The organism is Nonomuraea sp. NPDC004354 (genome assembly GCF_053602555.1).
On sequence record NZ_JBSGDV010000012.1, the window covers coordinates 131,986 to 144,536 of the forward strand.

At 71.7% G+C, this 12,551-nt stretch carries 10 protein-coding genes; 7 read left to right on the top strand and 3 right to left on the bottom strand.

The genetic code is table 11. The features are described from left to right. Positions 1-167: 167 nt before the first annotated feature. From ACWENQ_RS29000 to ACWENQ_RS29020, 5 genes are read left to right on the top strand one after another with little or no spacing between them, the layout of a single operon-like run. Complete coding sequence (locus ACWENQ_RS29000) at positions 168-1,361, top strand: glycerophosphoryl diester phosphodiesterase membrane domain-containing protein (RefSeq protein WP_449920455.1); 1,194 nt, start codon at positions 168-170, stop codon at positions 1,359-1,361. Next, a complete protein-coding gene (locus ACWENQ_RS29005; protein WP_449920454.1) occupies positions 1,358-1,963 on the top strand; it encodes a DUF4129 domain-containing protein in 606 nt (201 codons plus the stop codon). Before ACWENQ_RS29000 ends, ACWENQ_RS29005 begins: the two co-directional genes overlap by 4 nt. Continuing rightward, a complete protein-coding gene (locus ACWENQ_RS29010) occupies positions 1,960-3,084 on the top strand; it encodes a DUF4350 domain-containing protein (protein ID WP_452417070.1) in 1,125 nt (374 codons plus the stop codon). Before ACWENQ_RS29005 ends, ACWENQ_RS29010 begins: the two co-directional genes overlap by 4 nt. Then, positions 3,074-4,054, top strand: coding sequence for an AAA family ATPase (locus ACWENQ_RS29015; protein WP_354911139.1), 981 nt, complete (start codon positions 3,074-3,076; stop codon positions 4,052-4,054). The genes ACWENQ_RS29010 and ACWENQ_RS29015 overlap by 11 nt, the downstream gene beginning before the upstream one ends. Further along, on the top strand, positions 4,054-5,352 hold the full coding sequence (locus tag ACWENQ_RS29020) for a DUF58 domain-containing protein (RefSeq protein ID WP_449920449.1): 1,299 nt from the start codon (positions 4,054-4,056) through the stop codon (positions 5,350-5,352). The genes ACWENQ_RS29015 and ACWENQ_RS29020 overlap by 1 nt, the downstream gene beginning before the upstream one ends. 165 nt (positions 5,353-5,517) lie before the next feature. Here the strand turns inward: ACWENQ_RS29020 and ACWENQ_RS29025 are convergent, their stop codons facing one another. Continuing rightward, the gene (locus ACWENQ_RS29025) at positions 5,518-6,510 is read right to left on the bottom strand and encodes a stage II sporulation protein M (RefSeq protein ID WP_449920447.1); all 993 of its coding nucleotides are present in this window, start codon (positions 6,508-6,510) and stop codon (positions 5,518-5,520) included. A 28-nt stretch (positions 6,511-6,538) separates the two neighbouring features. Between ACWENQ_RS29025 and ACWENQ_RS29030 the strand changes: the two genes are divergently transcribed. Further along, positions 6,539-7,534: an RDD family protein gene (locus tag ACWENQ_RS29030; protein WP_452417072.1), complete on the top strand. Its 996-nt coding sequence runs from the start codon at positions 6,539-6,541 to the stop codon at positions 7,532-7,534. A 338-nt stretch (positions 7,535-7,872) separates the two neighbouring features. Here the strand turns inward: ACWENQ_RS29030 and ACWENQ_RS29035 are convergent, their stop codons facing one another. Both ACWENQ_RS29035 and ACWENQ_RS29040 read right to left on the bottom strand, forming a co-directional pair. Beyond that, a complete protein-coding gene (locus tag ACWENQ_RS29035) occupies positions 7,873-9,075 on the bottom strand; it encodes an LVIVD repeat-containing protein (RefSeq protein ID WP_452417074.1) in 1,203 nt (400 codons plus the stop codon). Positions 9,076-10,115: 1,040 nt separating this feature from the next. Continuing rightward, positions 10,116-11,540, bottom strand: a complete 1,425-nt coding sequence (locus tag ACWENQ_RS29040) for an LVIVD repeat-containing protein (RefSeq protein WP_452417076.1) — start codon at positions 11,538-11,540, stop codon at positions 10,116-10,118. 158 nt (positions 11,541-11,698) lie between these two features. Between ACWENQ_RS29040 and ACWENQ_RS29045 the strand changes: the two genes are divergently transcribed. Further along, positions 11,699-12,334, top strand: a complete 636-nt coding sequence (locus ACWENQ_RS29045; RefSeq protein ID WP_449920441.1) for a DUF305 domain-containing protein — start codon at positions 11,699-11,701, stop codon at positions 12,332-12,334. The last annotated feature ends 217 nt before the right edge of the window (positions 12,335-12,551 follow it).

Consider the following 12,551-nt stretch of genomic DNA (forward strand, 5'->3'; position numbering starts at 1 on the left):
GAAGGTTACCCTTGCCAGGCTCATGGCATAACCATCAGACCATTGAAAGCCGAATTTTAGACTTCCTGGTAACCCCCGTAATCTCAGTCTGCAAGACCAGGGTGGGTTTCGGCCATCCCCGAAGACCGACTACACCAACGAGCCGCCCATCATGCCAGGATTGGTGTATGTCAGACGGTCACGAGACGCCGCCCGGCTGGTCGGCTGAGCAGCCCCCGCCCTACCAGGCGCCCGGATCCCCCTACAGCGGCCCGGCCCCGTCCGCCTGGCAGCAGCCGGCTTCCCCGCCGCCGCCCCCGCCTCACGCCAACCCAGGCTACGGTCACCCACCCCCAGGGTACGGCTACGCGCCGCCGCCCGCGCTCCGTCCCGGGATCATCCCGCTGCGACCGCTGCGCCTCGGCGACATCTACGACGGCACGATCAAGCTGATCAGGTCGAACCCGAAGGCGGTGCTCGGCCTGTCGGCGATCGTGGCGGCGGTGGCCTCCGTCCCCGTCTCGATCGGGCAGGCGCTGGCGTTCCGCTCGCTGGGCAGCGTGCTGACCGACCCGGCCGCCGCCGACGCCGCCACGCTGGAGGGCGGCGGCTTCCTGTCGCAGACGCTCCCCACGATCATCTCCGCGGTGGTGAGCCTCGTCGCGGTCACGATCCTGACCGGCGTGCTCACCAGGATCCTCGGCCGGGCCGTCTTCGGCGGGAAGATCACCGCCGGCGAGGCGTGGCGGCTGGTCGCGCCGCGGGTGCCCGCGCTGTTCGGGGTGACGTTCCTGATCATGGGCATCGCGCTGCTGCCGGCCGTCCCGATCGCCCTGATCGTCGTCGCGCTGGCGGCGGCGGGGTCGCCGGGCGCGGCGGCCGGGCTCGCCCTGCTGTCCCTGCTCTTCTACATCTGCTACGCGCTGGCCGTCAACGCGCGCTTCGCCTTCGCGGCGCCCGCCGTCGTGCTCGAAGGGCTCGGCCCCGTGCAGGCGTTGCGCCGCTCGTGGCGGCTGGTGAGCGGCGACTTCTGGCGGGTGCTGGGCATCCTCCTCCTCACGATGCTCCTCGCCTACCTGGTCAGCATGGTCATCAGCTTCCCGTTCGGGCTGATCGCGGGCGTCGTCGCGCTGATGGGCGGCGGCTCCACGGGCGCGACCATCCTGGTAGCCGCGGTGTTCGCCATCGGCAGCACGCTCGGCGCGATGATCACCTACCCGCTGCAGGCGGGCGTGGCCGGCCTGCTCTACACCGACAGGCGGATGCGCAGCGAGGCCTTCGACCTGGTCCTGCAGACCGCCGCGCTCGAGCAGCAGCGCCAGGGTTGGGTGCACGCCTCGGCCGACGACCTCTGGCATCCGTCGAACGCGCGCAGGCCGTGACCCCTCCTGGACGAGAGGAGGCCCAGCGCAGGGCCGCCGAGGAGCTGGCCAGGCCCGAGTACGCCCACGAGCCGCTCCCCGACCGGCTCTGGCGCATGCTCCAGCAGTTCCTCGGCGACCTGACCGACTTCAAGACCGGCGACAACCCCGTCGGGGCCGTCCTCGCGGCGGTGCTGCTCGTCCTGGTCGTCGTGGTGGCCGTCGCGGCCATGGTGTGGCTGTCGCGCCGGTCGGCGCGCACCCGCGCCGCCGCGCCAGGCGACCTGTTCGGCGGCAGGGCGATGACCGCCGCCGAGCACCGGCTGGCCGCCGAACGGCTGGCCGGGGAGGGCCGCTGGGCCGAGGCCGTCCAGGAGCGCCTGCGGGCGATCGCCCGCGACCTGCAGGACCGCGCGCTGGTCGACAACCTTCCTGGGCGCACCGCCGACGAGCTGGCCGCCGAGGCGGGCCGGTCGCTGCCTGCCTTCGCCGGCGAGCTCGCCGCCGCCGCGCGCGCCTTCGACGACGTCGCCTACGGCGGCGTGCCCGGCACTCCTGAGGCCTACGCGATGCTGCGCGAGCTGGACGAACGGCTGCGCGCGGCGAGGCCGGTGGCACCGTGAGCGTTCCTGTCTCTCCCACCGCCGCCGGGCTGTGGCGGCGCTCCAGGGCGGCCGTGCTCGTCGGGCTGCTCGTCGTCGTGACGGCCGTCGTGGGCGCGTTGATCGCCGGCGGCGAGAAACCCGGGCACTACCTCGACCCGGCCGACACCTCGCTGGGCGGCGCGAAGGCGCTGGCACGGCTGCTCGCCGCGCAGGGCGTGCGCGTGGACAGGGTCGACTCGGTGGCGGTCGCCGAGTCGCTGGGCCGCGAGGGCGAGCGGGTGCTGTTGGTCGCGGCGCCGTGGAGCGGCGGCTTCGACGAGGCCGAGCGGCTGGCCGCGATCCCGGGCGACCGGGTGGTGGTGGGCGAGCAGCCGTACTTCGACGTGCTCGCGCCCGACATCGTGGCCGAGGAGAAGGTGCGGCTGCGCTCGCGGGAGCCCGGCTGCGACCTGCCCGCCGCCCACGTCGCGGGCAGCGCCTTCCTGGGCGGCCGGACGTTCGAGGCGGGCGGCACCTCCTGCTACGACGGATCGCTCATGGTCGCGGGTACGGTCACCGCGGTCGGCAGCGGCGAGTTCATGACCAACCAGCGCCTGGCCGAGGACGGCAACGCGGCGCTGGCGCTGCACCTGCTGGGCACGCGGAAGGCGGTGACGTGGCTGGTGCCCGCGCCGGTTCCGCCGGGCGGCGAGCCGGTGGCCGGACCCGGCGGCAGGACCATCGAGGAGCTGCTGCCCGACAGCGTCCCGTGGGCGGTGCTGATGGCGGCCGTCGCGGTCCTGCTGACCGCGTTCTGGCAGGCCCGGCGCCTGGGCCCGGTGGTGGCCGAGCGGCTGCCCGTGGTCGTCAGGGCGGCCGAGACCGTGGAGGGCAGGGGACGCCTCTACAACGCCCGCAGGGCCAGGCTCCAAGCCGCCGAGGCGCTGCGCGGCGGCGCCCTCGACCGGCTCGTCCCCCGGCTCGGGCTCGGCTCGGGCGCGGGCGCCAACGAGGTCGTCGCGGCGCTCGCCGTACGGACGGGGCAGGACCCCGGCAGGCTCGCGACGGTTCTGTACGGCCCGCCGCCGGCCGGCGACGCAGAACTCGTGGCCCTGGCTGGATACTTGGACGAGATCGAGAGGCAGGTACGTGAACACTGAGGAGACCACCCGCGTGGCGGGGCGCGGCGACGTCGCGCGCGAGGCGCTCGGAGCGCTGCGCGCCGAGGTGGCCAAGGCCGTCGTCGGCCAGGACGCGGTGGTGACGGGGCTGGTCATCGCGCTGCTGTGCAGGGGCCACGTGCTGCTGGAAGGCGTGCCGGGCGTCGCCAAGACGCTGATGGTGCGCACGCTCGCGGCGGCCATGTCGCTCGACTTCAAGCGCGTGCAGTTCACGCCCGACCTGATGCCGGGCGACGTGACCGGCTCGCTGATCTACGACGCGAAGACGGCCGAGTTCGAGTTCCGCGAGGGCCCGGTCTTCACCAACCTGCTGCTCGCCGACGAGATCAACCGCACGCCGCCCAAGACGCAGGCCTCGCTGCTGGAGGCGATGGAGGAGCGGCAGGTCAGCGTCGAGGGCGACGCGCGGCCGCTGCCCGACCCGTTCGTGGTGTGCGCGACGCAGAACCCCGTGGAGTACGAGGGCACCTACCAGCTGCCCGAGGCGCAGCTCGACAGGTTCCTGCTGAAGCTGACCGTGCCGCTGCCGCCGCGCGATCAGGAGATCGCGGTGCTCGAACGGCACGCGCGCGGCTTCGACCCTCGCGACCTGACCCAGGTCAAGCCGGTCGCCTCCGCCGACGACCTGGCGGCCGGACGCGACGCGGTCGCCGCCGTGCACGTGGCGCCCGAGGTGCTCGGCTACATCGTCGACCTGGCCAGGGCCACCAGGCAGTCGCCGTCGCTCCAGCTCGGCGTCTCGCCGCGCGGCGCGACCGCGCTGCTGGCGGCCTCGCGGGCGTGGGCGTGGCTGTCCGGCCGTACCTATGTGACACCTGACGACGTGAAGGCGTTGGCCAGGCCCGCGCTGCGGCACCGGATCCAGCTGCGGCCCGAGGCGGAGCTCGAGGGCGCGACCCCCGACGGCCTGCTCGACGGCATCCTGGCCGCCGTGCCGGTTCCCCGCTGATGGCGCTGACAGGACGTGTGGGGCTCGTCGCGGCGCTCTGCGTCGTGGTGGTCCTGCTCGCGCCCGGCCCCGGCTACGCGGTGGCCGCCTGCTGCCTGCTGCTGGCCGCGGCCGTCGTGGTGGACCTGCTGTTCGCCGGATCGGTGCGGGCGCTCAGGTTCACCCGCTCGGGCGACACGACGGTACGGCTCGGCCAGACGGCCACCGTCTCGCTCGTCGTGGAGAACCCGGGGCCGCGCCGGGTGCGTGGCGTCCTGCGCGACGCCTGGCCGCCCTCGGCCGGGCTCGCGACCCGATCTGTGCCGCTCGACGTGCCCGCGGGCGAGAGGCGGCGGATCGACCTGGCGCTGACGCCCACGCGCCGCGGCGACCGCTCGTCCGTCGCGGTGACCGTGCGCGCGCTCGGCCCGCTCGGGCTGGGCGCCCGTCAGGGCGACCACAGCGCGCCGTGGACCCTCAGGGTGCTGCCGCCGTTCCTGTCACGCAAGCACCTGCCCTCACGGCTGGCGCGCTTGAGAGAGCTCGAAGGCAGCCATCCCGCGCTGGTCAGAGGGCAGGGCACGGAGTTCGACTCGCTGCGGGAGTACGTGGTCGGCGACGACGTGCGCTCCATCGACTGGCGGGCCACCGCCCGCCGCAACGACGTGGTGGTGCGCACCTGGCGGCCCGAGCGCGACCGGCGCGTGCTGATCGTGCTCGACACCGGGCGCACCTCCGCGGGCCGCCTCGACGCCGGTTGGCCCCGCCTCGACTGGTCGATGGACGCGGCCCTGCTGCTGTCCGCCCTGGCCGCCAAGGCGGGCGACCAGGTCGACTTCCTCGCCTACGACAGGGCCGTACGCGCGTGGGTGGCCGGCGCCTCCCGCACCGAGCTGCTGTCGGCGCTGGTGAACGTCATGGCGCCGATCGAGGCCTCGCTGGTGGAGTCCGACGCGCCGGGGATGGTCGCCGCGATCCTGGCCAGGGCCAGGCGGCGTGCCCTGGTGGTCGTGCTCACCGACCTCAACGCCGCCGCGCTGGAGGAGGGCCTGATGCCGGTGCTGCCGCAGCTGTCGGCCAGGCACCTGGTGCTGGTCGCGGCCGTCTCCGACCCGCGCGTCGCCGAGATGGCCGCCGGCAGGGGTACGGCCGAGCTGGTCTACGACGCGGCGGCGGCCTCCCGCGCCGTCGCCGAGCGCAGGCGCATCACGGCCCGGCTCAGGGGCCATGGCGTGGAGGTCGTGGACGCCCTGCCGGAGGACTTCGCGCCCGCCCTCGCCGACGCCTACCTGGCGCTGAAGGCGGCCGGACGCCTCTAACCGCGCCGGGATGACCCGCAGGGGCGGCCGGACAGCTCTTAGCCGCGCCGCGTGACCTGCAGGGGCGGCCGGACTGCTCTTAGCGGCGCCGCATGACCCGCAGGGGCGGCCGGACGGCTCCGGCCAGGCCGGACGGACCGCTGGGCGGGGGCGGCTTTTCGCGTGTCAGGCCGTGGGAACGACGTCCGGCGCCCGCTCCAGGTCGCCCGTCTCGCCGGCCCGCTCGGCCTTCCGCCCGAACCAGCCGATGTAGGCGAGGAAGGCCACCAGCGCCAGTACCCCGATGCCCACCCGGGCCCACGTCGGCAGGCCCGAAGGAGTGACCAGCGCCTCGATCAGCCCCGACACGAACAGCACCACCACCAGCCCGACCGCCACGCTGACCACCGCCCTGCCCTGCTCGGCCAGCACGTCGATCCGGCGGCGCGCGCCCGGCGCGACGACCGTCCAGCCGAGCCGCATGCCGACGGCCGCGGCCAGGAACACCGCCGTCAGCTCGAGCAGACCGTGAGGAAGGATGAGGCCGAAGAAGACGTCGAGCTTGCCCCGCGAGGCCATGAGCCCGCCGGAGATCGCCACGTTGGCCGCGTTCTGGAACAGGATCCACGGGATGGGCAGGCCGAGAAAGATGGCGTACACGATGACCTGCATGGACACCCACGCGTTGTTGATCCACACCCGGCTGGCGAACGACGCGGCGGGATTCTCCGAGTAGTAGTCGGAGAAGTCGTGCTCGACGAGCTGCTTGATCTCCTCGGGCGTGCCGATCGCGGCCTGCACCTCGGGGTTGCCCGCCACCCACGCGCCCATGATCCACGAGAGGGCCAGGAAGGCCAGCGCCGTGATCGCCCACCACCATCTGGCGCGGTAGGCCACCACGGGGAACGACACGGTGAAGAACCGCACGAACTCCCGCCACACGGGCACGTGCGCACCCGTCACCGCCGAGCGGGCCCTGGCCACGAGCGCCGACAGCCGTCCGACGAGCATCGCGTCCTGGGCGTCCGAGCGCACGATCGACAGGTGGGTGGACACCCGCTGGTAGAGCTCGACCAGTTCGTCCACTTCCGCGCCGGTCAGCGACCTGCGTCGCCGTACCAGATGCTCCAGGCGATCCCAGGCCGGGCGATGCGCGGCGACGAAGGCGTCAATGTCCACCGGGACATTCTGGCACTAGGCTCCCCTTATGTCCGAGGTGGTAACCGGCGACGCGGTCGTCGTGGAGGTGCGGGTAGCGCAGCCGCCCATCAGGGCCGTGGCGCTCGCGATCGACATGATCGTGCAGATCGTGCTTCTGGTCGGGGCCGTGACACTGGTCTTCTCCGCCTCCATCGTGTCCGACCCCGCCCTCGCCGCCGCGGTGTCGATCCTGATCAGCGTCCTGGTGATGGTCGGCTACCCGGTCGTCTTCGAGACGGCGACGCGGGGGCGCAGCCTCGGCAAGCTCGCGCTCGGCCTGCGGGTGGTCAGCGACGACGGCGGGCCCGAGCGGTTCCGGCAGGCGCTGTTCAGGGGGCTGGCCGGGGTGCTGGAGTTCTGGACGTTCTTCGGCGCGCCCGCGCTCATCGCCTCCCTGGTCTCGCAGCGGGGCAAGCGGCTCGGCGACGCGTTCGCCGGCACGATCGTGATCTCCGAGCGCGGGCCGAGCGGGACGTCGCAGCCGGTTCTCATGCCGCCCGAGCTGAGGGGATGGGCGCAGACGCTGGAGCTGTCCCAGCTGCCGGACGAGGTGGCGGGGGCGGCCCGGCAGTACCTCTTGCGATGGCATGACCTGTCGCCCGCCGTCCAGCACGAGATGGGGGTGCGGATCGCCACCCAGGTCGCGGCCTACGTGACGCCCCCGCCGCCGCCCGGGGTGCCACCGCACGCGTACCTGAGCGCGGTGCTGGCCGAACGCCGTCGGCGGGACCATGCGCGCCTGGGTTATCCACAGGGCGCTCCTCATGCCGCCGGTCGTCCACAGGCTGCGCCGCGACCGCCGTCCATGCCGTACGGCGGGCCGTACGCTGCTCCGCATGCCCCGGCCGCACCACCACCCCCCTCGCAGCCCTGGTCCGCCCCTGGCTCCGCGCAGCCTGCGCCCGGCCGGTCCGGTCCCACGGGCGCTCCGCCGTCGGGTCCCGCGCCGGGCACGACCACCCCGCCCGGCCCCACCCCGGGCGGCTTCGCCCCACCCCAGTAACCGGGCCCTGCCTTCGTCGAGTGTCGCCAGGTGCGGGCGCCTCCCGGCATCCCGGGAGTGCCGTCGGACGCGCGGCTTGGCTTGTCGGGCGCGCGCCTCGCCGGCACCCCGGCACCCCGGCACCCCGGCACCCCGGCACCCCGGCACCCCGGCACCCCGGCACCCCGGCACCCCGGCACCCCGGCACCCCGGCACCGGGGAATGTTCTCGGGTGCGCGGATCGCCGGCACCTCGGTCTTCCGCCGACCGCCTCCGGGCGGGCCGTCCTGCGCGAAGGGCGGTGCCGCGCCGTACCGTGCGACGGCGCGGCACCGGAAGGGTCAGAAGGGCAGCTGGGTTTAGACGAAGCCGTTGTAGTAGTACGCCGACCACGACCCGCCTGCCCGGCGCGGCTTCAGCGCGCCACGGTCGAAGTAGCCGATCTCCTTGGGGCTGGCCGAGTCGGTGAAGTCCCAGATCGAGACGCCGCCCTGGTACCACGCCTGCACCATGATGTCCTTGCCCTTGACGGGGATCAGCGAGCCGTTGTGCGCCACGCAGTTCTCCGCCGCCCCCTGATGGCGGGGGATCTTGAAGTACGCCTTGTGCGTCAGCTGCCCGTCCACGATGTCGAAGATCGCGTCCGCGCCGCGCTGCCCGCCGACCCGCTCGTTACACGTGGCCGACATGCCTCCGCCGAGCTCGTCGGTGAAGACCACCTTCGTCCCGGTGTTGTTGAAGGTCGCCGAGTGCCAGAAGGCGAAGTTCTCGTCGGTGACCGTCGCCGTCACCTTGGGGCGCTCACGGTCGGAGATGTCCATCAGCACGCCGTCGCCCATGCAGGCACCGGCGGCCAGGTTCTTGGAGGGGAAGACGGTGATGTCGTGACATCCGCTGGTGGGCAGCAGCAGACCGTTCTGCTGCTCGTTGCCGCCGTCGGGGAAGAGCACGGGCGTCGCGACGACCTTCGCGGCGGCCGGCTTGTCCAGCGGCACCTTGACGATCGAGATCTTGTCGTGGGGCGGCTTGCACTCGGCGAAGACGGGGGCCGGCATGTACGAGGAGACATACAGATAGACCGACTTACCCGACTTACCGGGCACCAGCGTGTGCGTGTGCGAGCCACAGGCCGTCTCGACCGCCTTCACGTACTTCGGCCGGGACTTGTCGCTGATGTCGAAGATCCTGATGCCCTCCCACGACGCCTTGCTCGTGGGCACGCCGTAGTCGCTCGAACAGGACTCGCCGTCGCGGGGGTCGTCCACCGACAGGAAGAGGAGGTCGCCGTGCACCGAGATGTCGTTCTGCGCGCCCGGGCAGTTCACCTGGCTGACGACCTTGGGCTTCACCGGGTTCTTGATGTCGTAGATCGTGAAACCGTTGTAGTTGCCCTGGAAGGCGTAGCTGCCCTGGAACGCCAGATCGGAGTTGAACGCGTCAGCGCCCTTGAACGATCCCGTCTTGGGCAGGTTGGCCACGTGCTGGACGTTGGGGCTCTTGATGATCGTGTCAGCCGACTCCGCCTGCGCCGGCGTCGTGGCCGCCGCCAGAGTCAGGGCCATACCGGCCATCATGAACAAGCGGCCGAGTCTGGACGCCACCGAGACCTCCTGTCGAGACTAAACGATCAGACCGACCCACTATGTCACCACAAATCACCCTCAATCCGGCCCGATACCGAGCCGATACACCTCCCCCGGCAAACCTCCGTACGGCACGCCCTCCCACAGACCACTCCGCCCGCAACCCCAGTCACCCCATCCCCCCAGCTCAGACCCTCACGCCGGTTCTCCGGCCAGCCGAACAGCTCCCACATGTCCCCCGATCGCCACCCGGACTCACGCCCGCCCCGTCCTCCCACAGACCGCTCCGCCCTCAATCCCGGCCACCCAGTCGCCCCAGCTCAGACCGTCACGCCGGTTCTCCGGCCGGCCGAACAGCTCCCCACACGCCCTCCGGTCCCCCGCCACCCGGACCCACGCCCGCCCCTGCCCTCCCACAACCGCTCCGCCCGCAACCCCAGCCACCCCCGTCGCCCAGCTCAGACCCTCACGCGGTTCTCCGGCCAGCGACACAGCTCCCCACACGCCCTCCGTTCCCCCGCCGCCCGGACCCACGGCCCACAGGCCGCTCCTGTCACGCCGCCGACGAGTGTGACGCCTGCCGCGTCGTCCTGCGCGGCGAAGGGGACGGCCGGGCGCTGCGCCGGTTCGTGGACGCGCTCGGCGAGGCGACCGCCACGGTGTTCCCGGCCCGCACCGAGGCGATGGACGCGACACCCGCGTCGACGTCGAGGTGCTCCCGAGCGGACAGGTCTCCGTGCTCCTGTGGTGGCTGGAGTCCGGCTCACCGCGACTGCCGGCCGAAGCGGTCACGCGGATGCTGCTCGCGCTCTCCTCACGGGAGGTACTGGGCCAACGGCTCACGGGAGGTACTGGGCCAACGGCTCACGGGAGGTACTGGGCCGACGGCTTCGACGGCGAACCACCCACCACATTCACATGACACGGCTTCCCACCCCCGGGCAACACCACAGGAAAGCGGCGAGCCGCCAGGGATCTGCCCTGGCGGCTCGCCGAGTTGCGGAAGGAGGGGAAGGAACCTAGTCGCGGCCGTGCTCGGCGTACGACGGCTGCGTCTGGGCGTTCAGGAGGTCGAACTTGACGCTGTTGGCCTGGTTCGTGCGCGGGTCGTTGATCCGCAGCACGTCGAGCCCCAGGTTGAAGTCCGATCCGTAGATGTAGCCGTTGTAGTAGTACGCCGACCAGAAGCCGCCGGACAGCGGCGGAGCGGTGTTGTCGGGGCCGCGCTCGAAGAAGGCGATCTCCTGCGGGTTGGCCGAGTCGGTGAAGTCGACGACCGAGATGCCGCCCTGGTACCAGGCCTGGACCATGATGTCGCGGCCCTTGACCGGGATCAGGGAGCCGTTGTGGGCGACGCAGTTCTCGGTGTCCGCCTGGTGGCGGGCGATCTTGAAGTAGCCGCGACGCTCCAGCTTGCCGCCGACGATGTCGTAGTAGGCGTTGGCGCCCCGGTTGGCGCCGATGGCCGCGTTGCAGGTGGCACGGGTGCCGCCGCCGAGCTCGTCGGTGAAGATGACCTTGGTGCCCTCGTTGTTGAACGTCGCCGAGTGCCAGAAGGCGAAGTTCTCCGTGTCGCGGACGACCTCGGTGACGCGCGGGTGCTCGCGGTCGGAGATGTCGAGCAGGATGCCGTCGCCCATGCAGGCGCCGGCCGCGATGTCCTTCTCCGGGTAGGCGGTGATGTCGTGGCAGCCGCTGGTCGCCGACTTGCCGTTCGGGTACGGCAGCTGCACGCCCCCGTAGCCGTCCTCGTCGGGGATGCCGTCGCCGGTGATGTCCTTGGGCGGGAACAGCACCGGCGTGCCGACGACCGCGGCGGCCGTCGGGTTGTTCAGCGGCACCTTGATGACCGAGATCAGGTCGTGCGGCGGCTTGCAGTCAGGGAAGCTGGCGTTCGGGCTGTAGGACGAGACGTAGATGTAGACGTTCTCGCCCGTCTTGTCCGGCACCAGGGTGTTGGTGTGCGAACCGCAGTTGGTCTCGACCGACTTGATGTACGTCGGGTTGGTCTTGTCGCTGATGTCGAAGATCCGGACGCCCTCCCACGACTCCTTGATCGACGCGCTCTGCGACGTGCTGTTGCACGAGTCGTTGTTGCGGGAGGAGTCGACGGAGCCGAACAGCAGGTTGCCGTAGACGGACACGTCCATCTGGCCGCCCGGGCAGACCACCGAGCTGACGAGGGTGGTCTTCTTCGGGTGCTTGATGTCGTAGATCGAGAACCCGGCGTAGTTGCCGACGTAGGCGTAGTCGCCCTGGAAGGCCATGTCGGTGTGGATGTCGGTCAGTACGCCCGGCTTGGGCACGTTGGTGACGTGCTCGATGTTCGGGCTCATGACGATCTCGCCGGGGGCGGGGATGTCAGACGCCTGGGCGGGCAGCGCCGTCAGGACCAAGGCGCCTGCCGCTCCGAGCATGACGAGGGCTTTGCGGGGGGTGATCACTCAGTTGCCTCCATAAAGGGGACATAAATGTAGAGAATCTTCGCCCGCGACCCGTCTGATGACCAGCGTCCAGAATGTCAGATGATATTGCGCTTTGCCGTCTTTTTAATGATCACGGTTATGGTTTACAGTTCGCTCTCTCGACACAGGGAGGTCAGGTGCGCGCCGCGCTCATTGTCATCACTGGTACGGTGATCGCCCTCTCGGGCTGCAGTGGTGACAGCCGTCCCGTCGCCGCCACGGACACGTCGACGGCACCGGTGCTCGCGCCGGGCAAACCGGGCGAGCCGGCACGGACGCTGTCGCCTGCCGAGGCCGCGACCGCCGTTCCCACGCCCACGGCCAACGCGGCGGACGTCACGTTCATGCAGGACATGATCATTCATCACCGCCAGGCGCTCGACATGGCGATCCTCGCCCCGACCAGGGCCCAGTCGGAGAAGCTGAAGGGACTCGCCTCCCGGATCAAGGACGCGCAGGCCCCGGAGATCCAGTACATGACGACGTGGCTGCAGGAGCAGGGCCAGAAGGTGCCCGCCCACCACGCGGGGCACGCGACCATGCCGGGCATGGCCACCCCCGAGCAGATGGAGGCGCTGAAGGCGGCCTCCGGGGCGGCGTTCGACAAGCTGTTCCTGGAGTTGATGATCGCGCACCACAGCGGGGCGATCACGATGTCCACGAAGCAGCTCACCGAGGGCTCGCACCAGCGAATCTCCGAGCTGGCCACCGACATCGGCGCGGAGCAGACGGCGGAGATCCGGCGCATGCGGGAGATGCAGGCAGCCCTCTGACCGCTCCGTGAGGGCTGGCGGTACGGCCCGCACAGCCGTCCCGGCGACTCATCAGGGCCCCGTGGCGGAACGCACCGGTGGGACGCACGTCGCCGGGGCGCAGGAGCCCCTACGGGAAAGTCGCCGGCGTGCGGGAACCGTACGGGGAAGGTCGCCGGCGTGCGGGAGCCGTACGGGAAGAGAGGGCCCGCGCCGGTCGCGACGCGGGCCCTGCGAG

Coding starts and splice junctions, on each gene's coding strand:
- ACWENQ_RS29000 (WP_449920455.1), top strand. CDS start 168: ATGTCAGACGGTCACGAGACGCCGCCCGGCTGGTCGGCTGAGCAGCCC.
- ACWENQ_RS29020 (WP_449920449.1), top strand. CDS start 4,054: ATGGCGCTGACAGGACGTGTGGGGCTCGTCGCGGCGCTCTGCGTCGTG.
- ACWENQ_RS29030 (WP_452417072.1), top strand. CDS start 6,539: ATGTCCGAGGTGGTAACCGGCGACGCGGTCGTCGTGGAGGTGCGGGTA.
- ACWENQ_RS29035 (WP_452417074.1), bottom strand. CDS start 9,075: ATGGCCCTGACTCTGGCGGCGGCCACGACGCCGGCGCAGGCGGAGTCG.